We start from the raw sequence: 25,403 nt of genomic DNA on the forward strand, positions 1-25,403 counted from the left end.
GGACCGTGCTTAGCTGGAGTCATGATCGATGACTTCCTGTACGGGACCGCCGGGCACGCCGGGCCGACCGCCGAGGTGGAGGCGGCGGTCCGGGCGGCGGCAGCCACCGAGATCCTGCCGCGCTACCGCCGGCTGGCCACCCACGAGATCGTCGAGAAGAGCGGCCCGCACGACCTCGTCACCGCCGCCGACCGGCTCGCCGAGGAGCACCTCACCGCGTCCCTGACCCGGCTGCTGCCCGGTTCGGTCGTCGTCGGTGAGGAGGCCGTCCACGCCGACCCCGCCGTGTACGACGCGCTCGGCGGTGACGCGCCTGTGTGGATCGTCGACCCGGTCGACGGCACCCGCCAGTTCGTGCACGGTGAACCCGGCTTCTGCACCCTGGTGGCCCTCGCCCTGCACGGCGAGGTCTACGCCTCATGGACGTACGCCCCCGTCCTCGACGAGATGGCCGTGGCCGTCCGGGGCCGGGGTGCCACACTCAACGGCGCTGCTGTGCACAGCGGTTCGCCCGCGCCCGGCGCGGTCCTCAAGGTGGCCATGTCCCATCCCGACTACACCTCGGACGCCCAGAAGCGCGCGCTGCTCGGCCTGCGAACCGACGGCATCGACGCCCGTGCGTGCGGATCGGCGGGGCTGGAATACCTCGCCGTCGCATGCGGCGCGCAGGACGCGGTCGCCTTCAACTGGGAGTTCGCCTGGGACCACGCGGCGGGCCTGCTCCTGGTCACCGAGGCGGGTGGCGCGCAGTCCACGCTGTCCGGAGTTCCCTACCGCATCACCGGCGGGAACGACCTGCCCTTCACCGCGGCCAGGGACGAGGCGACGGCGGACCGGGTCCTCCAGGCACTGCGGGCCGGCGGGCGGGACTAGGGTTCACCGTCCGGGCCGTCCAGCACCGCCCGCACCTCACGGACGACATCGGCCGCGCCCTCCACCGCTTCCGTGTCCAGGCCGCGCAGCGCCGCGGACACCCGGTGCGCGAAGTCCGCCGGGGTGTCAGGCAGAGCGGCGGCGGAGGCCAGTGCTCCCTTCTCGTTGAGGCACCAGACGCGGTGGTGGGCATGGAGGGCCTGGACCAGGATCCCGAAGGCCTTCGACAGGCATAGGGCGACATGGAGTGTGTCCCCGGACGGGGCCGACTTGCGGGCGGAGGCCACGGAGAACTCCGCCTCCCACGCGGCGTCGGCCAGTGCGCGGCGCAGCGGCTCCGGGTAGGCGCGGACCTTCCCCTGAAGGCGGGTCAGCCGGCCGTCCGGGTCATCGAGGACCCGGCCGAGAGCGACCTCTCCCACGTAGCAGGGGGACCAGAATCCCAGCGGGTGTCCGGGCTGCACCCCTACCTCGAAACTGCCGGCCCGGCAGTCCGACCACACCGCCTCGACCCGGTCCAGATCGCGCAGGATCCAGTCGACTGCGACGCCGTCCACCGTCAGCCATGCCCCGCCGTTCACCCAGGGGCCCCATTCGCCGGGCCCCGCCACCTCGGCCGGCGCGCCCTGGATCTCGGACGCCAGCGCGACGAGGGCCGTCAGGTCCGGGGAGCCCCGGTAGTAGACGCCCAGATCCCAGTCGGAATCGGGGCGGTGGGTGCCGCGGGCCCGGCTTCCGCCCAGGGCCACGGCCTCGATACCGGGGAGCCGGGCGAGCCGGGAGGCCATCGCGGCGACGGCGGGAGAGGGTACGCACGCACTGTTCATCGGGTGGCACGCTACCCGGGGGCACGCTGTCGGCGCGCCCGAATATCCTGGGTGCCCTGGCCATCGGCTGACAAAGGAGTCCGAAGGTGCCATCGATGCTTGATGCCGTCGTCGTGGGGGCGGGCCCGAACGGGCTGACGGCCGCGGTCGAGCTGGCCCGCCGCGGCTTCGCCGTGCAGGTCTTCGAGGCGGGGGAGACCGTCGGCGGCGGTGCCCGCACCGAGGAGCTGACGCTTCCCGGCTTCCGCCACGACCCCTGTTCAGCCGTGCACCCGCTGGGCATCGGCTCCCCGGCCTTCAAGGCGATGCCGCTGGCCCGGCACGGCCTCGAATGGCTCCAGGCGCCGCTGTCGCTGGCCCACCCGTTCCCCGACGGTTCCGCGGCGGTGCTCACCGGCTCCGTCGGGGAGACCGCCATGTCGCTGGGCCCGGAGGACGCGGGGGCCTACCGGCGACTGGTCGCACCCTTCACGGGGCACTGGGACACACTCGCCGAGGACTTCCTGCGGACGCCGTGGGACGGCCTGCCCCGGGACCCGTACCGCTGGGCGCGCTTCGGGCTACAGGCGATCCAGTCGGCCACGCTGCTCTCCCGGCGCTTCCGGGGAGAGAAGGCGCGCGGCCTGATGGCGGGCCTCGCCGGACACGCCATCGCGCCCGTCGGCGGCCTCGCGACCGGGGGAATCGCCCTGATCTTCGCGCTGGCGGCGCACGAGAACGGCTGGCCGGTGCCGCGTGGGGGCTCGCAGGCCGTCTCCGACGCCCTGGCCTCCTTCCTGCGTGAACAGGGCGGCGCCATCAGCACGGGAGTCGAGGTGAAACGCCTGGACGAACTCCCGCCCGCTCGCGCGTACGTCTTCGACACCTCACCGACCGCGCTCGCCCGGATCGCCGGACTGGGCGGCGCCTACGACCACTACCGCTACGGCCCCTCCTGCTTCAAGATCGACTACGCGCTGTCGGGCCCCGTGCCCTGGACCGCGGAGGAGGCCCGGCGGGCCGGCACCGTCCATGTCGGCCCCTCCGCAGGGGAGATCGACGCCGCGCTGCGCGCCGCGGTGGCGGGCCGTGACCCGAGCGTCCCCTTCCTGATCACCGCCCAGCCGAGCATCGTCGACCCGACCCGCGCCCCCGAAGGCAACCACGTCTTCTGGGTGTACGGACATGTCCCGGCCGGCTGGGAGGGGGACGCCACCGAGGTGATCGAGCGTCAGCTGGAGCGGTTCGCGCCCGGGTTCCGCGACCTGGTGCTGGCCCGCGCGGTCGCCGGACCGCCCCAACTCGCCGTACGCAACGCCAATTACGTCGGCGGCGACATCGCCACCGGGGCGTTCGCCGGGCTTCAGACCGTGCTCCGGCCCAAGCTGGCCCGGGTGCCCTACGCCACCGCGCACCCCGCGGTCTTCCTCTGTTCGTCGGCCACCCCGCCCGGCCCCGGTGTGCACGGCATGTCGGGGTACCACGCGGCGAAGGCGGTATGGCGGCGCCTGCGGACCGCATGAGGGGCGGGCGAGGCGGCCCGCCCTCGTGGCCGCTGGCTGGCATGCCGGGATGACGCACCCTCGGCTCGTGGCGACGGACCTGGACGGCACCCTCCTCCGCAGCGACGGGACGCTTTCGGCTCGCACGTCTGAAGCGCTGCGCCGGGTCGCGGGCACGGGGGCGGAAGTGGTCCTCGTCACGGCCAGGCCGCCGCGATTCGTGGACGCGCTCGCCGGTGCGTACGGCCTGACCGGGACGGCGGTGTGCAGCAACGGCGCTCTCGTGTACGACATCGGGGCCCGCACCGTCATCACGTCCCACACCCTGCCCGTGGAGACGGCGCGGCGTGTGGCGGACGCCCTGACGGGATCCCTGCGCGGCATCGGCTTCGCAGTGGAGACGGGCCACCGCGTCAACTGCGCTCCGGGGTACGGCCTGCGCCTGCCCGAGGACGCCGGGGCGGAGTACGACGTGCCACGCGTCGCCGACCTGTGGAGTGCCGGCGATCCGATCGTCAAGCTTCTGGCGTGGTCGCCCGACCGGGACACGGACAGCATGCTCGCCGTGGCGGAGGAGGCCGCCGCGGCCATGGCGCAGGTGACACACTCCGGCGGGAGAGGACTGCTGGAGATCAGCGCGGCGCGGATCACCAAGGCCCGGACCCTGGCCGCGCTGTGCGCCGGCCGCGGTGTCGCCCGCCGGCAGGTGGTCGCCTTCGGGGACATGCCCAACGACCTGAGTGTCCTCACCTGGGCGGGCACCGGGTACGCGATGGCGAACGCCCACCCCGAGGTACTGGCGGGTGCCACGCACCGGACCGCGTCCAACGACGACGACGGGGTGGCGTCCGTGCTGGAGGACCTCTTCGGCCGGTGACTCAGCCTGTGGACGCCAGCACCGCCGTCCGCCCGCCCAGTACCCGGGAGAAGGTGTCCGTGACCTGGGCGAGGGCCTCGGTCGGGGCGGCCCTCCGCGAGCGGCTGGCCGAAGCGCGTCGCCTCGAGGGTTACGACATGCTCGCCGTGCTCGCCGAAGCGCTGCGTCCACACGGCGGAGACCCGGCGCGAGCCGAGGAGTTCTGGCCGCGCGCTCCGGTCGAAGGCACCCGTGGGCGGATCCAGTTCTCCCGCGTGCCGGGAATCAGCGTCCGGCAATGGGCTTCGGCGCCCGTCCAGGTCGTCGACCGGGATCCGGCGGAACCAGATCGCTTCCGGGTCCTGCGCGTCGGCTGAGGGCTGCGGGGCCCGTGCGTCGGCTGAGGGCTCCGGGTCCCGTGCGTCGGCTGAGAGCACCGGGACCGCTCCCCGAAGTACGGCGTCCTCAGAGGGCTTCCGGCCCCCGCTCGCCCGTGCGGACCCGCACGGCGGTCTCCACGGGCATCGCCCACACCTTCCCGTCGCCGATCTTGCCGGTGCGGGCGGCGCGGACCATCGCTTCGAGGACCGGCTCCGCGTCCGCGTCCTCGACGAGGACCTCTATCCGGATCTTGGGCACCAGGTCCACCCGGTACTCGGCGCCCCGGTAGACCTCGGTGTGGCCGTGCTGGCGTCCGTATCCGCTGGCCTCCGTGACGGTCATGCCGTTCACACCGAGGTCCTGCAGGGCGGTCTTCACCTCGTCGAGGCGGTGCGGCTTCACGACCGCGGTGATGAGCTTCATGTGGCGGTGCTCCTGTCCTGGATGGCTGTGTTCAGCGGCCCGGGGTCTGCGCGGCGGCAAGACCGGGACCGCCGTGATCGTAGGCGCTCTCCGCGTGCACCGTTTGGTCCAGGCCCGTGAGTTCCTCCTCCTCGGAGGCCCGCACCCCCATCAGCCGGTCGATCACTCTGCCGATCCCGTACGTCACCAGGAAGGTGTAGGCGGCCACGGCGATCACGGCGACCGCCTGCCTGACGAGCTGGTCCACCCCGCCGCCTTGGAGGAGGCCCTCCGGTCCGCCGGTCATCGTGGCCGTGGCGAACAGGCCAATGAGCAGCGTGCCGACGACACCGCCCACGAAGTGGACGCCGACGACGTCCAGGGAGTCGTCGTAGCCGAACCGGAACTTCCACGCGACCGCGTAGGAGCAGATGACGCCCGCCACGAGTCCGACCACGCCGGCACCGAGGACGCCGACGGTCCCGCACGCGGGGGTGATCGCCACGAGGCCCGCGACCACGCCGGACGCCGCGCCGAAGGTGGTCGGGTGGCCGTCGCGCCTCTGCTCGACGAAGAGCCAGCCGAGCAGGCCGGTGCACCCGGCGACCAGGGTGTTGAGGATCGAGGCGGCGGCCAGGCCGTTGGCGCCGAGCGCCGAACCGCCGTTGAAGCCGAGCCAGCCGAACCACAGCAGGCCCGCGCCGAGCATCACCATCGGCAGGTTGTGCGGACGCATCGCGTCCTTCCCGAAGCCGATGCGCGGTCCGATCACCAGGGCGAGGGCCAGTCCGGAGGCTCCGCACGTGATCTCCACGACGAGACCGCCGGCGAAGTCCAGGGCACCGAGCGAGTCCCTGATCCACCCGCCGGGTCCCCACACCCAGTGGGCGACGGGAACGTATACGAGAAGGGTCCACACCGGCACGAAGACCAGCCACGCCGCGAACTTCATACGGTCCGCGATCGCTCCGCTGACCAGCGCCGCGGTGAGGATCGCGAAGGTGAGCTGGAACGTGGTGAACAGCAGGGTCGGGACGCTTCCGGTGAGGTCGTCGGGGCCGATGCCGACCATCCCCACGTGGTCCAGCCCGCCGATCAGCCCGGCGAAGGTGTCGTCGCCGAACGCCAGCGAGTACCCCGCGACCAGCCAGACGACCGTGACCAGCGCGATCGAGACGAAGCTCATCATCAGCATGTTGAGGACGCTCTTCGTGCGGACCATGCCGCCGTAGAACAGGGCCAGGCCCGGCGTCATCAGCAGGACGAGAGCGGTGGAGGCGAGCAGCCATGCGGTGTCGCCTGTGTCGAGGCCTGCCGAGGCCAGGGTCGCGGGGGTCAAGAGGGGGTCCCTCCTCGGGGCGGCGTGGGGTCCGGCCCGGAGAGAGTCGCGGGTGCGCGTTTCGCGGAGGACGCCGTCGCGTTTCCGTCGTGTTTCGTTGCCGGAAGGTGACCGAAACCTCACCGTGAACGGAGCGACGGCCTCCGCCGGTCCGCCCGGATCGGGCGGGCGGACCGGCGGAGGCGCGGGCGGTCGGGGGCTACGGCGTCACCCTGTTCCCGCCGAACGTCACGACGAGGGAGCCGTCCTGGGCGAAGGACCAGTCCATCGCGCCGGAGTACGCGGAGCAGGCCGCACCGTTCGAACCGGTCCAGAACTGGTTGGAGCTGTCGGCGTCGCCGACGGTCTTGTCGTTGGAACCGTCACCGCTGCGGCACGAGACGTTGCCGCGGTACACCGAAGTCCCCTTGTCGAAGGAGAAGTTGCGTTCGGCGTTGTCGATGCTGACGTTGTCCGACACGGTCATCGAGCCGGGGTTGCTGTTGTATGTGAAGCCGTGTTTGCCGTTGTCGTAGGCGATGTTGCGCCGGACGAGGTGGTCGACCTCGATGCCGTCGCCGCCGAGCTTGTAGCCGTTGCGGTCGCCGTCGGAGTTCACGGTCCCGTCGGAGAGGGTGCCGTTCTCGTAGGCGAGGGAGTCCTCGATGGTCACCGGGCCGATGGGGCCCGTCTCCGACTTGGTGTAGAGGTCCCAGCCGTCGTCGATGTTGTTGTGGGCCACTGTGTTGCGGAAGACGTTGCCGGGGCCCGAGGTCAGCTTCGAGGCGAAGCCGTCGGCGTCCTCGCCGTCGGAGTCGGCGTTGTCGTGCGACTCGGAACTGAGGACGAGGTTGTTCGCCGGCCATTCGTCGTCAGGGGTGTCGGAGGCGATCCGCGATATCTGCAGGCCCGTGTCGTGGTTGAAGCGCGTCACGACGTTCTCGATGACGTTGTCGCTGCCGCCGACGAAGATCCCGTTGTCACCGGCGTGCTCGACGACGATGCCGTCGATGTGCCAGAACGTGCCGTTCACGGCGAGCCCTCGGTTGGCCGGGTCCTCGCTCATGGCCGCGAAGTTCAGGACGGGGGTCTCGTCCGGGTAGGCGGCGAGGGTGGTGCGGGCGCCGGAGGTGCCGTCGTTGCCCGGCGGGATGGTGACCGTCTCGCCGTACTCGTACGTCCCGCCGCGCAGGTAGATCGTCCCACCGGAGGTGACGCGGCTGATCGCCGAGGAGAGCGTCGTCGGGTCCGCCTCCGTACCGGCCGCGTCGTCGCTGCCGCCCGGCGCCACGTACAAGGCGTCGGCGGCCGTCACGGCCGGGGTGCTGACCGCGCCGGTGACGCTGTCACCGGCGGTGGACGTGGCCTGCGCCATGGTGCCGGACAGTGCGACCAGTGAGCCGGCCAACAGGCTGATGCACGCGATGACGTGCTTCTTCTTCTGCATCGTTCGTCTCCAGGTGGGGTTGGTTCGACCGGCCAGTGGGTGTCGGAGCGGCGAATCCGGTAACTCCTCGGCGGAGAAGCCGGGTCCGGTGCGAGATCGACCGGAGGGAGTGGTGCCGGGCGGGCGCATGGGGGTGGCCCTTTCCTGTCGCGGCTCGGGTGCGGCGACGCGGACTGTCCGAGTTTCTGAACAGCAGGTGCGGCCGACACCACACTGGGTGGGGGGGGCAAGCGCTTTCTTCGACCGTAGGATGCTGTCGTGAGCGCGTCAATACATCTGTACGTGATTGAAGTTCAGTGATCTGAACATAGGGGAGGGGTCGCGCACCCTGCGGAACCGGTCACGGGAGGCGCCGCGGAGGCGGGGCCGACGCCCGGCCGCGCGAGGTCGATGTCGGATTTCCGCCAGCCGTCCCGTCCCTCCGTGCCCGATGCTTGGACCATGCACACCGACACCGAGCGCTGCGTGCGGGCCGTACAGTCGAAGGACGCCCGCTTCGACGGCTGGTTCTTCACCGCGGTCCTGACCACCCGGATCTACTGCCGTCCCAGCTGCCCGGTCGTGCCGCCGAAGGTCCGGAACATGACCTTCTACCCCAGCGCCGCCGCGTGCCAGCAGGCCGGATTCCGGGCCTGCAAGCGGTGCCGGCCCGACACCAGCCCGGGTTCCCCCGAGTGGAACGCGCGAGCCGACTCCGTCGCCCGGGCCATGCGTCTCATCCAGGACGGAGTCGTCGACAGGGAAGGCGTACCGGGGCTCGCCGCCAGGCTCGGCTACTCGGCCCGGCAGGTCGAACGACAGCTCCTCGCCGAGCTCGGAGCGGGCCCTCTCGCGCTGGCCCGGTCCCAGCGTGCCCAGACCGCTCGGGTGCTGATCGAGACCACCGGGCTCCCCATGGCCGAGATCGCGTTCGCGGCCGGCTTCTCGTCGATCCGCACGTTCAACGACACCGTGCGGGAGGTCTTCGCACTCGCCCCGGGCGAGCTGCGCGGCCGGGCGGCACGTGGGCACCGCGCCCCGGACACCCCCGGCGCGATCGCCCTGCGGCTGCCCTACCGGGCGCCGCTCAACCCCGGCAACCTCTTCGGGCACCTCGCCGCGACCGCCGTCCCCGGCGTCGAGGAATGGCGCGACGGGGCCTACCGCCGCACGCTCACGCTCCCGCACGGACACGGCATCGTGGCGTTGTCGCCGCGGGCCGGCCACATCGACTGCCGGCTCTCCCTCACCGACCCCCGCGACCTCGCCCAGGCCATCAGCCGCTGCCGCAGACTCCTCGACCTGGACGCCGACCCGGTCGCGGTGGACGACCAGCTGCGCGCGGATCCCCTGCTCGCCCCGCTGGTCGACACGGCTCCGGGGCGCCGGGTGCCGCGAACGGTCGACGCGGCGGAGTTCGCCGTACGCGCGGTGCTCGGCCAGCAGGTGTCCACGGCCGCCGCACGCACCCACGCGGCCCGCCTGGTCCGCGCCCACGGAATTCCGGTCGACGACCCCGAGGGCGGCCTGACCCATCTCTTCCCGGCCCCTGAGGCACTGGCGGGCCTCGATCCCGAGGCACTCGCCCTGCCGCGCAGCCGGCGAGCCACGCTCACCACGCTCGTGGCGGCCCTCGCCGACGGGTCGCTGCACCTTGGGGAGGGCACCGACTGGGACAAGGCCCGTGCGGACCTGGCCGCACTGCCCGGTTTCGGGCCCTGGACGGTGGAGGTCATCGCCATGCGGGCCCTCGGCGACCCGGACGCCTTCCTTCCCACCGACCTCGGGATCCGCAGGGCGGCCGGACAGCTCGGCCTCCCGGCGACCCCCGCGGCCCTCACCGCGCGAGCCGCGCGGTGGCGCCCCTGGCGTGCGTACGCCGTGCAGTACCTGTGGACCGTCGACGACCACCCCATCAACCATCTGCCCGCGTGAGGGCGTGAGGACGAACCATGACGACCATTCCCACGGTGACCAGGCAGCACACGGTCATCGACAGCCCGTACGGCGCGCTCACCCTGGTCGCGACCGACGGCGTGCTGTCCGGTCTGTACATGACCGGGCAGCGGCACCGGCCGACCGAGGAGAGCTTCGGTGTGCCCGACCCGCGGCCCTTCACCGAGGCCGCCCGCCAGCTGGACGCCTACTTCGCGGGCGAGCTGACGGAGTTCGACCTCCCGTTGGATCTGGCCGGCACCCCGTTCCAGCGCAGCGTGTGGGCCGAACTCGTACGGATTCCGTACGGTGAGACCCGCTCCTACGGGGAACTGGCCGAACACCTCGGCAAGCCCGGCGCCTCCCGTGCCGTGGGCCTCGCCAACGGTAAGAACCCGGTCGGGATCATCGTGCCCTGCCACCGCGTGATCGGAGCCTCCGGGAGCCTGACGGGGTACGGCGGCGGGCTGGACCGCAAGCAGCGGCTGCTCGCCTTCGAACGGGGCGCGGAGGCCGAGGTGCCGGCCCTGTTCTGACCAGGGCGGCGGCTGGGCCGGGCACCCCTGCCCAGCCCCGCACGCCCGGCCCGTGAAGGTCCCGGTGACCGCCCGGCCCGTGAGGGTGCCGGTGACCGCTCGGCCCGTGAGGGTGCCGGTGACCGCTCAGCCCGTGAAGATCTCGACGACCGACCAGATCGCCAGCGCGAGCATGCACAGACCGCCGATGCGCTGCACGGTCTTCAGCGGCACCCGCTTGGCGATGAACCGGCCCGCGAGCAGTGCCAGTGCGGACACCGACATGAGGGCGATCGCCGACCCGATGGCCGTGGACCAGGCACCGTTGCTCGCGGCGAGGTTCGCGGTGGTGATCTGGGTCAGGTCGCCCCACTCGCTGATGAAGACCGCCATGAAGGCCGTCGAGTAGACCGGCCAGAAGCCGGTGACGGTCTTGATCTCCTCGTCCTCGTCGTCGTCACCGCCCCCACTGCGCAGCAGCATGAAGGCGCCGAAGGCGAAGAGGACTGCCGAGACCAGCTTGACGGTCCAGTCGGGCAGCAGGCCGATGAGCCCGCCCGCCCCGACCGCGATGGCCACGTGCACGATGAACGCGGACGACGTACCGAACCAGACGTAGAGGGGGCGCATGCGCGTTCCCATGGCCAGTGAGGCGAACATCGTCTTGTCGGGGAGCTCCGCGAGGAAGATCAGCCCGAAGGCGGTGAGGATCGCCAGGGGGTCGAGATGCATTCCGGGTGGCTTTCTGTGAGAGCCGGGCCCCGGGCCTTCCGCGAAGCGCCGCTCGGGCTTTTTCGGAGGACCACTCGGCCCGGCATGACCGCAGCACCCGCAGGGCGCGGGCGTGTCATACCTGACCGAAGGTCTCGCCCACCCGTAAGGATCTACGAGCCCGGCCACCGGGAACCCGAGGGCTCCAGTGTGTCGACGACCGGTTTGCGGGGCTACTCCCCTTCGCAGCCGTCAACGATACCCCACCGGGCCTGCGAGGCGACGGCTCGGTACAGTCCTACGGTGATCATCCGCGCCGTCCCCGGGAGTGCACCCGCATGAGCCGCCGTCCCCGCAAGGCCGCCGTGACCGGGCCCTCCCGGCCCACGGTCAGCGTCTGCCGGGGCTGCTGCTGCGGCACCCCGAAGATCCCCGGAGTGGACCACGCCGGCCAGCTCGCGCAGCTGCGGCAGTCCCTCGACGGAGCCGCGACCGTGCGCGCGGTGGAGTGCCTGGACGCCTGCGAGCACGGCAACGTCATCGTCGTACAGCCCTCGGCCGAGGGCCGCCGCGCGGGTGGCCGCCCCGTCTGGCTCGGGCTGGTCAACGATCCGCACGCCGTCGCCGACATCGCCGCGTGGGCGGCGGAGGGCGGGCCCGGCCTCGCGGACGCGCCGGAGATCCTGGACCTGTACGCGTTCAGCCCTTCCCGCCGGATCCGGGCCGGACTGGACGGCGAAGGGGCTTGAAGGGCCGGGCCCGTGGCAGGATCTGGGCGACGAATGCGCGGCGCCGCGCGGCGCTCCTGCTGGTGCTCGGCGGACTGCTGAGCGGATGTGGGCCGGCTCCCGCGCACACGGGACCTCCCGGGGCCGGGGAGGAGCCCTTCTGGCAGGCCGAGTTCGACGGGGTGGCAGCCACCCGCCCCTCGGAAGGCTCCTGGACGACCGAGACCGGAAACCGGGACGCCGAGGGGTGGGGCAACAACGAGCTGCAGTACTACACGGACGACGCGGCCAACTCCGCCCTCGACGGTGCGGGTCACCTCGTGATCTCGGCCCGCCCGGCCCCCGTCGGATCAGAACTTCCCTGCTACACGCAGGAGTTCTGCACCTGGACATCGGCCCGGCTGACCACTGCGGGCAAGATCGCGCTCACGCACGGACGTGTGGAGGTCCGCGCGAAGCTGCCCACCGGCACCGGACTGCTGCCGGCGATCTGGATGCTGGGCGACAACGGGGTCGAGTGGCCCGGACAGGGGGAGATCGACATCTGCGAGGTGGTCGGCGGAGAACCCCGCACGGTGTACGGCACCGCGCACGGGCCGACCTACTTCAACGAGGACGGAATCGGACGCTCCGCCACCCTCTCGGCAGACGCCTCGCAGGCGTTCCACACCTACGCCGTCGACAAGCAGCCGCGCCGCATCACCTGGTCCGTCGACGGCGAGCCGTACTTCACGTTGACTCCGTCGAAGCTGCCCGCACCACGCGACTGGGTCTTCGAACAGGACATGCACCTGCTGCTCGACGTCGCTGTCGGGGGCGACTGGCCCGGTCCTCCCGACGGCTCGACTCCGTCCCCCGCGACGATGACGGTGGACTACGTGCGGTTCTACGGCGAGGGCCGTGCGTGACGGTCCGCCCGAGGGCCCCTCATCCCCGGCCCGCGGACAGCCGCTCCAGCAGGGCGGGCAGCGCCGTCCCGATGGGCTCACGGACGGTCTCCTCGGCCAGCTCGTCGTACGGGGTCGGCTCGGCGTTCACCACGACGAGCCGGGCCCCGTGCTCCACCGCGATCGCGGCCAGCGAGGCCGCGGGCTGGACCTGGAGCGTCGTACCCACGGCGATGAACACCTGAGCCGCCTTGGTGATCGCCATCGCCTCGGCCAGCACCTGCGGATCCAGACGCTCGCCGAACATCACCGTCGCCGGCTTCAGGATCCCGCCGCAGACCGTACACGCCGGATCCGTCTCGCCTGCGTCGATCCGGGCCAGCGCGTCCGCCGTCGCCGACCGGGCGTGGCACCGGGTGCAGACGACCTCGCGTGCCGAGCCGTGGAGCTCGACGACCTTGCGGGCGGACAGCCCCGCCTGCTGGTGCAGCCCGTCGACGTTCTGCGTGATCACCCGGACCGGGGTGCCGGACCGCTCGAGCGCGGCCACCGCACGATGGGCGGCGTTCGGCTCCGCGCCCAGTGCCGCGCCGGTGCGGCGCATCTGCCAGGAGCGGCGCCGGATCTCCGGATCGGACATGTAGAAGTCGTACGTGACGAGCTTCTCCGCCTCCGGGTCCTTCCGCCAGAGGCCCTGCGGACCGCGGTAGTCGGGGATGCCGGAGTCCGTGGAGATGCCGGCGCCGCTGAGGATCGCGACGAGAGTCATGGCCCGAGCCTACGGACGCGGTCGTCCCACGGCGATGACATTTCCACGGGCACCCCATAGGGTCCGGGCCATGGCCAAGGTCAACGTCAGTCTGGACGCGGAACTCGTCGTGGAAGTCATGGTGCTCGCGGGCGTCGGGAATCCGCAGGACGCCGTCGAGTCGGTCGTACGCGACTACATCGCGCGCGGCCACCGCACCGAGGCGCGCGCCGCCGCGCAGGACGATGCCCGGAGGGAGGCCGACGCCAGGCCGCAGGACCCTCAGGGCTGATGCCTCACCCCGGCACCGGCACACCGTCCTCCAGTTCGGCCGCGCCCGCCCCGGAGTCCAGCACCTCCAGCGCCGCCCCGACCCGCAGCCCCAGGTGGCCGAGCAGGTAGCCGGGGAGGTCGGCCCGGTCCACCAGCCGCCAGGAGAGGAGCTCGTCGTCCTGGAGCCGGATCGCGTCGAGCTGCTCCTGGGCCAGCACCCCGCCGTCGTAGACGTAGGCGACGATCGGCGGACGGGCAGCCCCTCGCACCCAGTCGACCGTGAGCAGCCTGCCCGGCGCGAGATCGAGACCGATCTCCTCCGCCGTCTCGCGGCGGGCGGCCTGACGGGGGCTCTCGCCGTCGCCGGACTCGATGGTCCCACCGGGCAGTGCCCAGCCCTCCCGGTAGTTCGGCTCGACGAGCAGGACCCGTCCCCGCTCGTCCCTGAAGAGGGAGGCCGCCCCGGCCAGTACACGGGGGAGGCCTGCGATGTAGGTGGCGTAGTCAGAGGTGGTCACAGAGGCAGCGTAGGGGCCGGGCACGTGGTTTCGGACAGCCATGGGCAGATCAGGGGTGGTCCGGATAAGGTCGGGGCGGCGCGACTGCCTGTTCGAAAGCAAGGGATACAAGGTGACGGACGGAGCAGTGATGGAGACCCCCCACGTGCTCGTGGCGGCGGACAAGTTCAAGGGCTCCCTGACGGCCGTACAGGTCGCGGAGCGGGTGACGGCCGGGCTGCGGCGCGTCGTACCGGGGGTGCGGGTCGAGACCCTGCCCGTCGCGGACGGCGGCGACGGTACGGTCGCGGCGGCGGTGGCCGCCGGATTCGAGCGCCGTGAAGCGCGGGTGACAGGGCCGCTGGGGACCCCGGTCACCGCGGCGTACGCGGTGCGCGACACCACAGCCGTGGTGGAGATGGCGGAGGCCTCGGGCCTGCAGCACCTGCCCGCAGGGGAATTCGCCCCTCTCACGGCGACCACGTACGGCTCCGGGGAGCTGCTGACGGCCGCGCTCGACGCGGGCGCACGGACGATCGTCTTCGGCGTCGGCGGCAGCGCCACGACGGACGGCGGCGCGGGGATGCTCTCCGCGCTCGGGGCACGCTTCCTGGACGGCGACGGCAAGCCCGTCGGCCCCGGTGGCGGCGGACTCGCGGAGCTGGCCGAGGCCGATCTGTCGGGACTCGACGCCAGGCTCGCGGACATCGACCTCATCCTCGCCAGCGACGTGGACAACCCACTGACCGGGCCGAAGGGCGCCCCCGAGGTCTACGGGCGGCAGAAGGGCGCCACCGAGGACGACATCGCCGTCCTCGACGCCGCGCTGGTCCACTACGCGTCCGTCCTGGGGCCCGGGACAGCCGGGCTTCCCGGAGCGGGCGCCGCCGGAGGCATCGGCTACGGCGCACTGGTGGCCCTGGGCGCACGCTTCCGGCCCGGCATCGAGGTCATGCTCGACGTCCTGGGCTTCGCCCCCGCGCTGGCCCGGGCGACGCTCGTCGTCACCGGCGAGGGCTCGCTCGACGAGCAGACCCTGCACGGCAAGGCTCCGGCCGGCGTCGCCGCAGCCGCGCGTGCCGCGGGCGTGGAGGCCGTCGCCGTGTGCGGACGACTCGCCCTGCCGCCGGAGGCACTGGGCAAGGCCGGTATCCGTCGGGCCTACGCCCTGACGGACCTGGAGCCGGACCCTGCCGTCTGCATGGCGGAGGCCGGCCCACTGCTGGAACGCGCGGCCGAGGCGATCGCCCGCGACTTCCTGTCCTGACGCACCGCCGTGAGAGGGACGCCGGCCGGGGCTTCTCCGCCCGGCGCCCCTCTCACGGGCACGGCGTCCGGCCGGTGCCGTGGGGGCTGTGCGGCGCCTCCGCCCGGCTGCGGCGTCCGGCCGGTGCTGTGGGGGCTGTGCGGCGCCTCCGCCCGGCTGCGGCGTCCGGCCGGTGCTGTGGGGGCTGTGAGGCGCCTCCGCCCGGCTGCGGCGTCCGGCTGCTGCTGTGGGGGCTGTGCGGCACTCTTGGATGCCGCGGCCTTCGGCTGGACCGGCGAAGCTGTGCGGCCCCGCCCGCCCGTCGGCGTTCGACCCGCATCGCGGAAGCTGTGCGGCCCCCGCCCGACTGCGGTGTTCGACAGGCACCGTGGAGGCCGTGCGGCACCTCTGGAGGTCGCGGCGTCCGGCCGGCCCGGGCCCTGCGGCACCACTCACGACTGCGGTGCCGTCATCCTGAACGCGTCCAGCGCCAGCACCATATCGATCAGTTCCCGCGGCCGTGACAGGGACCGCGACGTCAGCCGCTCCAGCCGCCGAAGGCGGTTGAGCACGGTGTTGCGGTGGCAGTACAGCCGTCCCGCCGCCCGTCCCGCCGACCCTCCGCACTCCAGCCACGCCTCGAGCGTCCGCACCAGGAGCGCCCGGTCCGCCGGGGCCAGCGCCAGCAGCGGGCCGAAGACGTCCGTGACCAGCCGGGCCGACAGCTCGGGCTGACTCACCAGTAGCGCCGCGGGCAGCCGCTCCTCCAGCCGGACGATGTCCGTCGTGCCCGGTGGACAGGTCAGCAGCGCCACCTCTGCCAGCCGACGCGCGGCCCCCAGCCCGGCCAGCCCGTCGGCCACCGGGCCGATTCCGCCGGGGCCCGGGCACCACCGCACCAGCAGTGCGGCGAGAGCCGCCGGATCCCGGTCACCCAGAGCGACGACGACGACCTCGCGGTCCGCACGCCTCCGCCGGAAGAAGCGCAGCCCGTCCGCCTCCGGTGCCACGCCCGCCGGCTCGCCCCCGCCCGCCCGCAGCACCGCCACCGCGTAACGGCCGTGCTCCGGCAGGTCGAGACAGCTCGCCGCGCGCGCCGCGAGGCCCGGCTCCGACCGGCACTCCAGCAGGGCGTCGAGCAGTGCCCGGCCCTGCTCGTCACTGCGCCGCCGCATCTCTTCACTCCGTCCCGCAGCCGAGCCGCTCATGGCTGGTGAGGATGCCACCGCTCGCCCCGGGGACGACGGCCCGTCACCTCCCTCTGTGCACGCGCACAACGGGGCCGTCCGAAGACTGGTCACCCGCAGCGATTGCGCCAGGGGCCGTGGACGCGCGCCGCGCCCGCTGCTGGTCTGTGGCACCACAACGACCAGTCGGAAGGAGGAGGACGCATGGCAACGCTCGAGATCCGCGAACTGTCCGTGGGCTACGGCCCGGTACGGGCACTCCGCGACGTCTCCGTCGACGTGCCGGCCGGCGCGATCACCGCTGTACTCGGTGGCAACGGGGCCGGCAAGACCACGCTGCTGCGGGCCGTATCGCGGACCCTCGGCTTCCACCGCGGCACGGGCACGGGCACCATCCGCTTCGACGGCCGTCCCCTGGACGGGCTCCGCCCCGCCCAGGTGGTGGCGGCGGGAGTGATCCAGGTACCGGAAGGGCGGCAGGTGTTCGCCCGGATGACGGTGGCGGACAATCTGCGGGCGGGCGCACTCGGGGCACGCGGCGGACGCAAGGCGGCGGCCGCAGCCCTCCACCGCGTACACGAACTGTTCCCGGTGCTCGCCCAGCGAGCCCACCAGCGGGCCGGTCTGCTGTCCGGCGGCGAGCAGCAGATGCTGGCGATGGGACGGGCCCTGATGGCCGCCCCCCGGCTGCTGCTGCTGGACGAGCCGTCCCTCGGTCTCGCCCCGCTGATGGCGGCCAGGATCGCCGAGACGATCCAGGAGATCAACGCGGGCGGCACCTCCGTCATGCTCGTCGAGCAGAACGCGGCCATCGCGCTGCGGCTCGCCTCCACGGCGTACGTCCTGGACGTAGGCGAGGTCGCACTCGACGGCCCGGCCGACGAACTCGCCGCCTCCGACGAGGTACGCCGTCGCTACCTCGGCGTCGTCGACGAGACGGCGGCCGAGGACGCCGCACAGGCGGAAGGCACCACCCGCACCCTGAGCAGGTGGTCCGCGTGACCACCTCCCCGGCTCCCCTCGCCGTGCGCGACGTGACCGTACGCTTCGCCGGGCTCACCGCCCTCGACGCGGTGTCCTTCACCGTCGAACCGGGCAGCGTGCACGCCGTCATCGGTCCCAACGGCGCCGGCAAGTCCACCACCTTCAACGTGCTCTCCGGCGTCTACCGCGCCACCTCGGGCAGCGTGCACCTGGGCGACACCGAACTCACCGGCCTCGCCCCGCACCGGATCGCCGACCTAGGCATCGCCCGCACCTTCCAGAACCTGGCACTGCCGCCCCACGCCACCGTCGCCGAGAGCCTCATGCTCGGCCGGCACCGCCTCACCCGCGCCGGGTTCGTGGCGTCGGGACTGAGACTCCCCTCCGCGACCAGGGAGGCCCACCGGCATCTCGAACGGGTCCGGGAGATCGCCGGCTTCATCGGTCTGGAGAAGGAACTCGACTTCCCGGCAGGCGCCCTCCCGTACGGGAAGCAGAAACTCGTCGAGCTCGGCCGCGCCCTGTGCATGGAGCCCGAGGTCCTGCTCCTGGACGAGCCCATCGCGGGCATGACCGCCGACGAGCGCCGCCGTACGGCGGCCGTCGTCGCCGGCGTGCGCGACAGCCTCGGCATCTCGATCGTCATGGTCGAACACGACATGGGGGTGGTGATGCGGCTCGCGGACGCCGTGACCGTACTCGACTTCGGACGCAGGATCGCGGGTGGCACGCCCGCCGAGGTGCAGAACGACCCGGCCGTCGTGCAGGCCTACCTGGGGGCACAGGAATGACCACCTTCATCGAACTCCTCCTCGGCGGCCTGTCCATCGGCTCGGTCTACGCACTGATCGCCCTTGGCTTCGTCGTCATCTTCAAGGCGACCGAGGTCGTCAACTTCGCCCATGCCTCGCTGCTCCTGGCGGGCGGCTACGTCACCGCCGTGCTCCACGACGACATCGGCTTCTGGCCGGCGCTCGGAGTCGGTATCGCGGGCGCGGCGGTCGTCGGTTCGGCGGTCGAGTACTTCGTGATGCGCCGATACCGGGGAAGTGACCAGAGCGTCCTGGCCATCGTCACCATCGGCGTCGACATCCTCCTCACCACCGAGCTCGTCCGGCGCATGGGGACGGACGTCATGTCGCTGGGCGACCCGTGGGGCGACGACGTCGTCACCATCGGGGGCGTCACCCTGGCGGAGACCCGCATCGCGGCCTTCCTCGTCGCGGGGCTGCTCATCACGGTGTTCCTGCTCGCCTTCCGCTTCACCTCATGGGGCGTCTCCATGCGGGCCGCCGCCGAGAATCCGCAGACCGCAGCACTGATGGGCATCCGGCTCGGCAGGGTCTCCCTGTCCGCCTGGGCGGTCGCCGGGGCGCTCGCCGCCGTCGCCGCGCTCTTCCTCACCGTGTTCCCGACCCCTGGCCTGGAACGGGCGACCTCCCTCGCCGCACTCAAGGCGTTCCCCGCCGCGATCCTCGGCGGCCTCGACTCGACGACCGGGGCACTCGTCGGAGGGCTCGTCGTCGGAGTCACCGAGTCACTCGCCACGGGCTACCAGGGCGACCTCTCCTTCCTCGGACGCGGCATCGGTGATCTCGCGCCCTATCTGGTGATGGTGGTCGTCCTGCTCATCCGGCCGGCGGGACTCTTCGGTACGAAGGAGCTGTCCCGTGTCTGAAGCCACCAAGGACGCCGTCGCGCCGGCCCCTGCCGGGGCCACCGCCACCGGGGGACCGTTCACCGACCGGCTGCGCCGGCCCGCCCCGTACCTCTGGCTCGCCGGCTCGGTCCTGCTCCTCCTGTTCCCGTTCTACCTGGACCGCTTCTGGCTCCAGGCCGGACTCTTCGCGATGGCCGCCGCGATCGGTGCGATCGGGCTCAACCTGCTCACGGGCTCCACCGGCCAGCTCTCCATGGGGCACGCCTTCTTCCTCGCCGTGGGCGCGTACGGCTATTGCATCCTCGGCGGCGAGAGCAGCACGGAGAACGGGCACGCCATCACAGGTCTCGGCCTGCCCACCTGGCTCGCGGCCGTACTGGCCGTGCTGCTGGCGGGTGCCGCGGGCGGGCTCTTCAGTCCCATCGCGGGACGGCTGAGCGGCGCCTACCTCGGCATCGCGACTCTCGCGCTGATCTTCATCGGCCAGCACGTGCTCTTCAACGCGGGCTCACTCACCGGTGGCTTCAACGGCCGCCCCGTGCCGCCGCTCTCACTCTTCGGGTTCACCTTCGACGATGCCGAGGTGGTCGTGGCCGCCGTGCCCTTCCAGTCGTCCGAGAAGCTCTGGTACCTGGGTCTGGCCGCCCTTCTGGCCAGCGGGCTCTTCGCCCGCGGGGTGCTGCGCGGCAGGCCCGGCCGGGCGCTCAACGCCATCCGGGACCACCGGATCGCCGCGGGCGTCATGGGAGTGCCGGTGGCCAGGTACAGGGCCGGTGTCTTCGTCCTGTCCTCGATGTACGCGGGCCTCGCGGGCGTCCTGCTCGCGCTGGTCTTCCAGCGGACCGTGCCCGAGTACTTCGGCATGATCCTTTCCCTCGAATACCTCGCCATGATCGTCATCGGCGGGCTGGGCAGCGTAGCGGGAGCCGTCATCGGCGCCGCGTTCGTGTCGCTGCTCCCGCAGGTGCTCACCCACTACAGCGACTCCCTCCCCCTGGTGTCCGCCCCTGGTACGGGCGGCATCGCACCGGGCGAGGCGTCCCGCTATCTGTACGGCGCCGCGGTCGTCGCGGTCGTCCTGTTCCTGCCCGGCGGCATTGCGCGTCTGAAGACTCCAGGGGAGAAGAAGAAATGAAGCTACGTGTTGTCGGAGCCGTTGTCGCGGCTCTCACCCTCACCCTCGCGGGATGCAGCGAGAAGGCCAAGTCGTCCGACGACGGCGCCGCGGACAAGAACGGTGTGAAGACCGGGGAAGGGGTCACCGAATCGAAGATCACCCTCGGTGCCCTGACCGACATGACCGGGGTGTACGCCTCGCTGGGCAAGAGCGTCACCCAGGCCCAGCAGCTCTGGGTGGAGGAGACAAACAAGGCCGGCGGCATCTGCGACCGGCAGATCGAACTGACCGTCCGTGACCACGGATACGACCCGCAGAAGGCGATCGGCGCCTACACCGAGCTGGAACCGGACGTGCTGGGCTTCACCCAGTTCATCGGCTCCCCGTTCGTCTCCGCCGTGGAATCGCGCATCGACGGCCAGGACAAGGGCATCGTCCTGCCGCAGGCGTGGTCGGCGAACCTGGTCGGGTCCAAGTACGTCCGCGTCATCGGCGCCACGTACGACGTCGAGACCATCAACCTCGTCGACTTCCTGCTGGACGAGAAGCGCATCGCCAAGGGCGACAAGATCGGTCACGTCTACTTCGAGGGCGACTACGGCGAGAACGCACTGGCCGGCTCGAAGCACGCGGCTCAGGAGGCGGGCCTCACCGTCGTCGAGCAGAAGATCAAGCCGACCGACAACGACATGACCGCCCAGGTATCCGCGCTCAAGCAGGCCGGCGTGAAGGCGGTCATCGTGAGCGCGGGTCCGCGCCAGGCGGCCTCCCTGGTCGGCGTCGCCGCGGCCACGGGCTTCAACGTCCCGGTCGTCGGCAACAACTCGGCGTACGCACCGCAGCTGCTGGCGACCCAGGCGGGTGCCGCCCTGCAGAAGGACTACTACATCGGCTCCTCCACCCTGCCCATCGGTGACGCGGCGGCAGGCCCGGCGAAGCTCTCCAAGGCCTACGGGGCCAAGTACCCGAAGGAGGGCCTCGACAACGGCGTCATCGCCGGATACAACGCGGCGACCGTGTTCGGTGAGGCGCTGAAGAAGGCCTGCGAGTCGAAGGACCTGACCCGTGAAGGCGTCGACAAGGCCCTGCTGACCATCAAGGGCTTCGGCGCCGACTTCGGGATCTCGCACGACTTCACCGACCCGTCGGCTCCCTCCACCCGGGAGACGGTCGTCATGAAGCCCGACGCCAAGACCCCCGGTGGCCTGAAGGTGGTCCGCCCGGCCGAGGTGGCCCCGGCCGCCGAGTCCTTCACGCTCAAGCCCTGATCTCCCCGCACAGTGACGGGCCCGGCCGCGCAGGCCGGGCCCGTCGTCATGTGCGCGTTCAGCTGGTGTACGCCTCCAGCTCGGACAACTGACCCGCCGGCCAGCCGGTGTTCGCGGTGAACGTCAGCCGCAGGTAGCGGACCGGTGTCCCCGGCAGCGTCACCGTCGCCGTGTTGCCGCTCGACGGGTTGAACGTGTAGCCCGCCGGTGCCTTCAGCGCGCTGTACGCGGAGTTGTCGGTGCTGCCCGTGACGCCGATGGTCTGCGTCCGTGTCGCCCAGGCCGCGGCCGGGGGCAGCTTCAGCACCAGCCGCTTGACCGTCTTGGCGGCACCGAGGTCCACGGTGACGGACTGCGGGAATGCGTTGTTGCGGCTCTCCCAGTAGCTGCCGGCGTTGCCGTCGACCGCGTTGCCGGCGCCGTACACGTCGGCGTGGCTCGTCTCGGTGATGGGACGCCCCTGAGCGAGGTTGCCCGTCTCCTCGGGCGGATCGGTCGGGTCCGTCGGGTCGGTGGGGCCGCCGCCCCCAGGGACCCCGCCGTTGGTCCACACCGGATCGGGCCAGACGCCGGTGCAGGCGGGCGGATTCGCGTACCAGCCCGAGTTCCCGGTGCCCTGGGTGATCTGGAAGCCGCTTCCGACACAGTTGTGGACCGGGTTCGACTGGGCGATGTGCGTGGCGACGACCTTGTTGAACGAGGCCGTGCCCGGAGCCTGGATCTGCAGGGCGTACGTGCCGGCGCCGTCGATCTTGATGTTGTCGAAGTGCAGCCCGTTGCTCGCGCCCTCGATCAGATGGATCGCGGCGTAGGAGCTGTCCAGGATCTCGCTGTCGGTGATGTTGACGGTGGCGTTGCTGATCGGTTCGTTGAGTCCGCTGAACCAGATCGCGCCGACGCCGAAGCGCCAGTTGAAGTCGTTGTTCCCGGTCCGGATCAGGGTGTTCCGGGCAGCGGTGTGCGTGCCCGAGACGGCCGTCCCCCGGCCCGAGTTGACGCCCGGGTAGCGGTTGGCGATGTGCAGCCCGCCGCCGTTGGTGATGGTGTCCGACATGACGTTGTCGGAGATGGTGATGTCCTTGCCGCCGTACGTGACGATGTTGTTGGCGAGGATCGGCAGGATCACCGTGTTGAACGTGAACTTGTTCTTCACGTTGGGGAGGTTCTCCGCCCACATGGCCAGTCCGTCGTCACCGGTGTTGCGGACGAAGGTGTTGGTCACCGTGGAGTTCGTGACGCCGTAGTGGAAGTTCACGCCGTCGGCGGTCTGGTCCAGGATGCGGCTGTTCCTGATGGTGAAGTTGTCCATCGGGCCGTCCATCCAGGCGCCGCACTTGGTGTGCTGCATCCAGACGTTGTCGACGACCGAGTTGGACATGGCCCCGCCGATGGCGTTGACCTGGTCGTTGTCCACCCGTTCACGGATGTCGCCGATGATGGCGAAGTCCTTGAGGGTGACGTTGCTGCTGCCGCCCTGGGCCGAGTACTTTCCGTAGACCCCGACCGCCTTGCTGCGGTCGGTGGGGTGACGTCCGGTCAGCACGCTGTACCAGGGTCCCGCACCGCGCAGGGTCACCTTGTCGACGACGATGTGGTCCTGGACCTTGAAGGTGCCCTGCGGGATGTACACCTCCTTGCCCTGGGTGCGCCCCGCGTCGACCGCGGCCTGGATCTTCGCCGTGGAGTCGGCCGCCCCCGTCGGGTCGGCGCCGAAGTCGCTCACGACGTCCAGCGCGCCCGAGGGCTTGCCCACCGGAGCGCCGACCTGCTCGAAGTCCGCCAGGTCGATGGTGAACGACGGCGAGGCCGCGGTGGAGGTCACCTGGAGCCGGATCTTCGTGCCGGCCGCCAGGGTGGACCCGAACATGGTCCGGGTCTCGTCGTAGAAGTGGTGCGGGTCGGTGTCACCCGGGTTGTTGTTGAAGGGGTAACCCCCGTAGTACCAGCCGTACTTCGAGGTGACAGGCACGCTCTTGAGCGAACTGCCGTCGACCCGCAGGTCGAGAGAGGCGTCCCGGCCCGTCCCGGCCGCGTTGTCCGGCAGCGAGTAGCGGAAGGTCATGGCGTTCGCGGGGGCGGTGAGCGTGAACTCGACGTACTCGCCGGCGGCGTCGAGCGTGACGGCCTGCCGGCCCGACGCCTCGGACGGCAGGGAGCCGTACAGCCGGTTCGGACCGATCAGCGAGCCGTTGGTGGCGGCGTACTCGGCCTCCTGTTCCTTGAACGGGACGGTGGCGCCCCGCCCGGATATCCCGACGGGTGACGGCGCGGGCACCGCGGCGGCCTGTGCGGAGGGGGCTCCGGCCATCACCACCGCCGCAGCGGTGCCCGCGGCGACGAGTGCGAGGGAGAGGGAGGCGGAGAGGGAGCGTCTGAGCAGACGTGGGCCAGGTAGTGGTGGGGTCACGTGTGGGTCGTCCTTGCGGCTCGATGGGCTCTTCGGACGCCCCACAGGCTAGGAGTTCGGCAGTAAAGAAGTCCACGGTGCTGCGCAAGATTTCGTCTTCATCACTCAAATAAATGACTCGGCTGCGGGAATACCGGGCTTCCGGATAGGGCATATGTTTTCAAGAGGTGAAGGTTGTCATGCCCATTGACAGTCGATCCGCCGTGCTGGCTTCATGTGACCTACGTAATGGGAGCGCTCCCATCGCTGCTGCCCGCCTCACCCCCATGAAAGGCGACAACGGATGAAGCCACGGATGAGAAAACGGCTGGCCAGGGCGGCAGCCGCCGCCGTCACCGCGACCGCCCTGCTGATGACGCTGTCCGGCCCGGTTGCCGCGGAGGCCGCGGACGCGCCGGCGAAGTCGGCGACCGCCACCGCGAAGACCGCCGCCGGCACGGGCACGGACTGGCTGCACACCGAGGGCAACCGGATCGTCGACGAGCAGGGCAACCGGGTCTGGCTGACCGGCGCCAACTGGTTCGGCTTCAACGCCACCGAGCGCGTCTTCCACGGGCTGTGGTCCGCGAACCTGGACACGATCACACGGCAGATGGCGGAGCGCGGCATCAACATCGTCCGGGTGCCGATCTCCACCCAGCTCCTGCTGGAGTGGAAGAACGGCCAGGCGGCGGTGTCCAGCGCGGTCAACACCTGGGCCAATCCCGAGCTCCAGGGCAAGACGACCCTGGGTGTCTTCGACGCGTTCCTCGGGGTGGCGGAGAAGTACGGCATCAAGGTGATGCTCGACGTGCACAGCGCAGAGGCCGACAACTCCGGTCATGTGTACCCCGTGTGGTGGAAGGGCGCGATCACCACCGAGCAGTTCTACTCGGCGTGGGAGTGGGTGACCGCCCGCTACAAGGCCGACGACACACTCGTGGCGATGGACGTCAAGAACGAGCCGCACGGCAAGCAGTCCGACAGCCCCCGGGCCAAGTGGGACGGCTCCACCGACCAGGACAACTTCAAGCACACCTGCCAGACCGCCGGCAAGCGGATCCTCGCGATCAACCCCAAGGTCCTCGTCATGTGCGAGGGCATCGAGATCTACCCCAAGGACGGTGCCGACTGGACGTCCACGTCGGCGGCCGACTACCACGGCATGTGGTGGGGCGGGAACCTGCGCGGGGCGAAGGACCACCCGGTCGATCTCGGGGCCCAGCAGGACCAGTTGGTCTACTCCCCGCACGACTACGGACCGCTGGTGTACCAGCAGCCCTGGTTCCAGGGCGAGTGGAGCCGCACCACGCTGGAGCGCGACGTCTGGGACCCCAACTGGCTCTATCTCCACAAGGACGGCACCGCACCGCTCTTCATAGGTGAATGGGGCGGCCACCTCGACAACGGCCCGAACCAGAAGTGGATGACCGCCCTGCGCGATCTGATCGTGGAGAACGGAATCCACCAGACCTTCTGGTGCATCAACCCCAACTCCGGGGACACCGGCGGCCTGCTCGGCTACGACTGGGCGACCTGGGACGAGGCCAAGTACGCCCTGCTCAAGCCCGCCCTGTGGCAGTCGGGCGGCAAGTTCGTCAGCCTCGACCACGAGGTGAGGCTCGGCGGTGCGGCCAGTACCACCGGCATCAGCCTGGGCGACCTCTACGGCGGCTGAATCCCGGCCCGCACCCCGC

Annotated in this window: 24 protein-coding genes and 1 pseudogene; 16 read left to right on the forward strand and 9 right to left on the reverse strand. The window is 71.3% G+C overall.

Annotation, left to right across the window (positions count from 1 at the left end; translation table 11 throughout):
* Nucleotides 1-21: 21 nt before the first annotated feature.
* Nucleotides 22-873, forward strand: coding sequence for an inositol monophosphatase family protein (locus tag HED23_RS12635; RefSeq protein WP_203183503.1), 852 nt, complete (start codon nt 22-24; stop codon nt 871-873).
* Here HED23_RS12635 and HED23_RS12640 read toward each other — a convergent pair.
* On the reverse strand, nt 870-1,700 hold the full coding sequence (locus HED23_RS12640; RefSeq protein WP_203183504.1) for a nucleotidyltransferase domain-containing protein: 831 nt from the start codon (nt 1,698-1,700) through the stop codon (nt 870-872). The genes HED23_RS12635 and HED23_RS12640 overlap by 4 nt on opposite strands.
* 86 nt (nt 1,701-1,786) lie before the next feature.
* Between HED23_RS12640 and HED23_RS12645 the strand changes: the two genes are divergently transcribed.
* The 3 genes and pseudogenes from HED23_RS12645 to HED23_RS12655 form a co-directional block, all read left to right on the forward strand.
* Nucleotides 1,787-3,202 carry a phytoene desaturase family protein gene (locus HED23_RS12645; RefSeq protein ID WP_203183505.1) on the forward strand — a complete coding sequence of 472 codons (1,416 nt, stop codon included), beginning with the start codon at nt 1,787-1,789 and terminating at the stop codon, nt 3,200-3,202.
* A 67-nt stretch (nt 3,203-3,269) separates the two neighbouring features.
* A complete protein-coding gene (locus HED23_RS12650) occupies nt 3,270-4,058 on the forward strand; it encodes an HAD family hydrolase (protein WP_338019590.1) in 789 nt (262 codons plus the stop codon).
* Nucleotides 4,059-4,132: 74 nt separating this feature from the next.
* Nucleotides 4,133-4,414, forward strand: a pseudogene (locus HED23_RS12655) (amino acid ABC transporter substrate-binding protein); the annotation flags it as partial.
* 88 nt (nt 4,415-4,502) lie between these two features.
* Here the strand turns inward: HED23_RS12655 and HED23_RS12660 are convergent.
* The 3 genes from HED23_RS12660 to HED23_RS12670 form a co-directional block, all read right to left on the reverse strand.
* On the reverse strand, nt 4,503-4,841 hold the full coding sequence (locus HED23_RS12660; RefSeq protein WP_203183508.1) for a P-II family nitrogen regulator: 339 nt from the start codon (nt 4,839-4,841) through the stop codon (nt 4,503-4,505).
* Nucleotides 4,842-4,872: 31 nt separating this feature from the next.
* Nucleotides 4,873-6,159 (reverse strand): ammonium transporter, encoded by a 1,287-nt coding sequence (locus tag HED23_RS12665; RefSeq protein ID WP_203183509.1) that lies wholly within the window; start codon nt 6,157-6,159, stop codon nt 4,873-4,875.
* A gap of 199 nt (nt 6,160-6,358) precedes the next feature.
* Complete coding sequence (locus HED23_RS12670) at nt 6,359-7,585, reverse strand: right-handed parallel beta-helix repeat-containing protein (RefSeq protein WP_203183510.1); 1,227 nt, start codon at nt 7,583-7,585, stop codon at nt 6,359-6,361.
* A gap of 441 nt (nt 7,586-8,026) precedes the next feature.
* On the opposite strand from HED23_RS12670, the gene HED23_RS12675 reads away from it, so the two are divergent.
* Nucleotides 8,027-9,499, forward strand: coding sequence for an AlkA N-terminal domain-containing protein (locus tag HED23_RS12675; RefSeq protein WP_203183511.1), 1,473 nt, complete (start codon nt 8,027-8,029; stop codon nt 9,497-9,499).
* A 17-nt stretch (nt 9,500-9,516) separates the two neighbouring features.
* On the forward strand, nt 9,517-10,035 hold the full coding sequence (locus tag HED23_RS12680) for a methylated-DNA--[protein]-cysteine S-methyltransferase (protein WP_203183512.1): 519 nt from the start codon (nt 9,517-9,519) through the stop codon (nt 10,033-10,035).
* A gap of 126 nt (nt 10,036-10,161) precedes the next feature.
* Here HED23_RS12680 and HED23_RS12685 read toward each other — a convergent pair whose 3' ends face one another.
* On the reverse strand, nt 10,162-10,746 hold the full coding sequence (locus tag HED23_RS12685) for a TMEM165/GDT1 family protein (protein WP_203183513.1): 585 nt from the start codon (nt 10,744-10,746) through the stop codon (nt 10,162-10,164).
* A 317-nt stretch (nt 10,747-11,063) separates the two neighbouring features.
* Between HED23_RS12685 and HED23_RS12690 the strand changes: the two genes are divergently transcribed.
* Entirely contained in the window at nt 11,064-11,474 is a 411-nt protein-coding gene (locus HED23_RS12690; protein WP_203183514.1) for a (2Fe-2S) ferredoxin domain-containing protein, read from the forward strand.
* Complete coding sequence (locus tag HED23_RS12695) at nt 11,471-12,361, forward strand: glycoside hydrolase family 16 protein (protein WP_238441933.1); 891 nt, start codon at nt 11,471-11,473, stop codon at nt 12,359-12,361. The genes HED23_RS12690 and HED23_RS12695 overlap by 4 nt, the downstream gene beginning before the upstream one ends.
* A 19-nt stretch (nt 12,362-12,380) precedes the next feature.
* Here HED23_RS12695 and HED23_RS12700 read toward each other — a convergent pair whose 3' ends face one another.
* Nucleotides 12,381-13,109, reverse strand: a complete 729-nt coding sequence (locus HED23_RS12700; RefSeq protein WP_203183515.1) for an SIR2 family NAD-dependent protein deacylase — start codon at nt 13,107-13,109, stop codon at nt 12,381-12,383.
* A 70-nt stretch (nt 13,110-13,179) separates the two neighbouring features.
* Between HED23_RS12700 and HED23_RS12705 the strand changes: the two genes are divergently transcribed.
* Nucleotides 13,180-13,380, forward strand: a complete 201-nt coding sequence (locus tag HED23_RS12705; RefSeq protein WP_203183516.1) for a DUF2191 domain-containing protein — start codon at nt 13,180-13,182, stop codon at nt 13,378-13,380.
* Between the two features lie 4 nt (nt 13,381-13,384).
* On the opposite strand, the gene HED23_RS12710 is transcribed toward HED23_RS12705, so the two are convergent.
* Nucleotides 13,385-13,879 carry an NUDIX domain-containing protein gene (locus HED23_RS12710; RefSeq protein ID WP_203183517.1) on the reverse strand — a complete coding sequence of 165 codons (495 nt, stop codon included), beginning with the start codon at nt 13,877-13,879 and terminating at the stop codon, nt 13,385-13,387.
* A 130-nt stretch (nt 13,880-14,009) separates the two neighbouring features.
* Here HED23_RS12710 and HED23_RS12715 point away from each other — a divergent pair, with 130 nt between their 5' ends.
* Nucleotides 14,010-15,125, forward strand: a complete 1,116-nt coding sequence (locus HED23_RS12715; protein WP_203183518.1) for a glycerate kinase — start codon at nt 14,010-14,012, stop codon at nt 15,123-15,125.
* Between the two features lie 431 nt (nt 15,126-15,556).
* Here HED23_RS12715 and HED23_RS12720 read toward each other — a convergent pair whose 3' ends face one another.
* Nucleotides 15,557-16,279 (reverse strand): helix-turn-helix domain-containing protein, encoded by a 723-nt coding sequence (locus HED23_RS12720; RefSeq protein WP_203183519.1) that lies wholly within the window; start codon nt 16,277-16,279, stop codon nt 15,557-15,559.
* A 216-nt stretch (nt 16,280-16,495) separates the two neighbouring features.
* Here HED23_RS12720 and HED23_RS12725 point away from each other — a divergent pair, with 216 nt between their 5' ends.
* From HED23_RS12725 to HED23_RS12745, 5 genes are read left to right on the forward strand one after another with little or no spacing between them, the layout of a single operon-like run.
* Complete coding sequence (locus HED23_RS12725; RefSeq protein ID WP_203183520.1) at nt 16,496-17,293, forward strand: ABC transporter ATP-binding protein; 798 nt, start codon at nt 16,496-16,498, stop codon at nt 17,291-17,293.
* The gene (locus HED23_RS12730) at nt 17,281-18,066 is read left to right on the forward strand and encodes an ABC transporter ATP-binding protein (RefSeq protein WP_203183521.1); all 786 of its coding nucleotides are present in this window, start codon (nt 17,281-17,283) and stop codon (nt 18,064-18,066) included. The genes HED23_RS12725 and HED23_RS12730 overlap by 13 nt, the downstream gene beginning before the upstream one ends.
* Complete coding sequence (locus HED23_RS12735) at nt 18,063-18,953, forward strand: branched-chain amino acid ABC transporter permease (RefSeq protein ID WP_203183522.1); 891 nt, start codon at nt 18,063-18,065, stop codon at nt 18,951-18,953. Before HED23_RS12730 ends, HED23_RS12735 begins: the two co-directional genes overlap by 4 nt.
* Nucleotides 18,946-20,070: a branched-chain amino acid ABC transporter permease gene (locus HED23_RS12740; RefSeq protein WP_203183523.1), complete on the forward strand. Its 1,125-nt coding sequence runs from the start codon at nt 18,946-18,948 to the stop codon at nt 20,068-20,070. The genes HED23_RS12735 and HED23_RS12740 overlap by 8 nt, the downstream gene beginning before the upstream one ends.
* On the forward strand, nt 20,067-21,320 hold the full coding sequence (locus tag HED23_RS12745) for an ABC transporter substrate-binding protein (protein ID WP_203183524.1): 1,254 nt from the start codon (nt 20,067-20,069) through the stop codon (nt 21,318-21,320). The genes HED23_RS12740 and HED23_RS12745 overlap by 4 nt, the downstream gene beginning before the upstream one ends.
* A gap of 58 nt (nt 21,321-21,378) precedes the next feature.
* Here HED23_RS12745 and HED23_RS12750 read toward each other — a convergent pair whose 3' ends face one another.
* The gene (locus HED23_RS12750) at nt 21,379-23,727 is read right to left on the reverse strand and encodes a discoidin domain-containing protein (RefSeq protein ID WP_203183525.1); all 2,349 of its coding nucleotides are present in this window, start codon (nt 23,725-23,727) and stop codon (nt 21,379-21,381) included.
* Nucleotides 23,728-24,022: 295 nt separating this feature from the next.
* Between HED23_RS12750 and HED23_RS12755 the strand changes: the two genes are divergently transcribed.
* Complete coding sequence (locus tag HED23_RS12755) at nt 24,023-25,384, forward strand: glycoside hydrolase family 5 protein (protein WP_238441934.1); 1,362 nt, start codon at nt 24,023-24,025, stop codon at nt 25,382-25,384.
* Nucleotides 25,385-25,403: the final 19 nt, after the last annotated feature.

It is taken from the genome of Streptomyces pratensis (assembly GCF_016804005.1).
In the GTDB taxonomy this organism is placed as follows: domain Bacteria; phylum Actinomycetota; class Actinomycetes; order Streptomycetales; family Streptomycetaceae; genus Streptomyces; species Streptomyces pratensis_A.

What these genes read in the sequence shown, in the direction of transcription:
- HED23_RS12680 (WP_203183512.1), top strand. Translation starts at nt 9,517, where the DNA reads ATGACGACCATTCCCACGGTGACCAGGCAGCACACGGTCATCGACAGC.
- HED23_RS12735 (WP_203183522.1), top strand. Translation starts at nt 18,063, where the DNA reads ATGACCACCTTCATCGAACTCCTCCTCGGCGGCCTGTCCATCGGCTCG.
- HED23_RS12670 (WP_203183510.1), bottom strand. Translation starts at nt 7,585, where the DNA reads ATGCAGAAGAAGAAGCACGTCATCGCGTGCATCAGCCTGTTGGCCGGC.
- HED23_RS12745 (WP_203183524.1), top strand. Translation starts at nt 20,067, where the DNA reads ATGAAGCTACGTGTTGTCGGAGCCGTTGTCGCGGCTCTCACCCTCACC.
- HED23_RS12715 (WP_203183518.1), top strand. Translation starts at nt 14,010, where the DNA reads ATGGAGACCCCCCACGTGCTCGTGGCGGCGGACAAGTTCAAGGGCTCC.
- HED23_RS12755 (WP_238441934.1), top strand. Translation starts at nt 24,023, where the DNA reads ATGAGAAAACGGCTGGCCAGGGCGGCAGCCGCCGCCGTCACCGCGACC.
- HED23_RS12725 (WP_203183520.1), top strand. Translation starts at nt 16,496, where the DNA reads ATGGCAACGCTCGAGATCCGCGAACTGTCCGTGGGCTACGGCCCGGTA.
- HED23_RS12675 (WP_203183511.1), top strand. Translation starts at nt 8,027, where the DNA reads ATGCACACCGACACCGAGCGCTGCGTGCGGGCCGTACAGTCGAAGGAC.
- HED23_RS12685 (WP_203183513.1), bottom strand. Translation starts at nt 10,746, where the DNA reads ATGCATCTCGACCCCCTGGCGATCCTCACCGCCTTCGGGCTGATCTTC.
- HED23_RS12635 (WP_203183503.1), top strand. Translation starts at nt 22, where the DNA reads ATGATCGATGACTTCCTGTACGGGACCGCCGGGCACGCCGGGCCGACC.
- HED23_RS12720 (WP_203183519.1), bottom strand. Translation starts at nt 16,279, where the DNA reads ATGCGGCGGCGCAGTGACGAGCAGGGCCGGGCACTGCTCGACGCCCTG.
- HED23_RS12700 (WP_203183515.1), bottom strand. Translation starts at nt 13,109, where the DNA reads ATGACTCTCGTCGCGATCCTCAGCGGCGCCGGCATCTCCACGGACTCC.
- HED23_RS12690 (WP_203183514.1), top strand. Translation starts at nt 11,064, where the DNA reads ATGAGCCGCCGTCCCCGCAAGGCCGCCGTGACCGGGCCCTCCCGGCCC.
- HED23_RS12640 (WP_203183504.1), bottom strand. Translation starts at nt 1,700, where the DNA reads ATGAACAGTGCGTGCGTACCCTCTCCCGCCGTCGCCGCGATGGCCTCC.
- HED23_RS12705 (WP_203183516.1), top strand. Translation starts at nt 13,180, where the DNA reads ATGGCCAAGGTCAACGTCAGTCTGGACGCGGAACTCGTCGTGGAAGTC.
- HED23_RS12660 (WP_203183508.1), bottom strand. Translation starts at nt 4,841, where the DNA reads ATGAAGCTCATCACCGCGGTCGTGAAGCCGCACCGCCTCGACGAGGTG.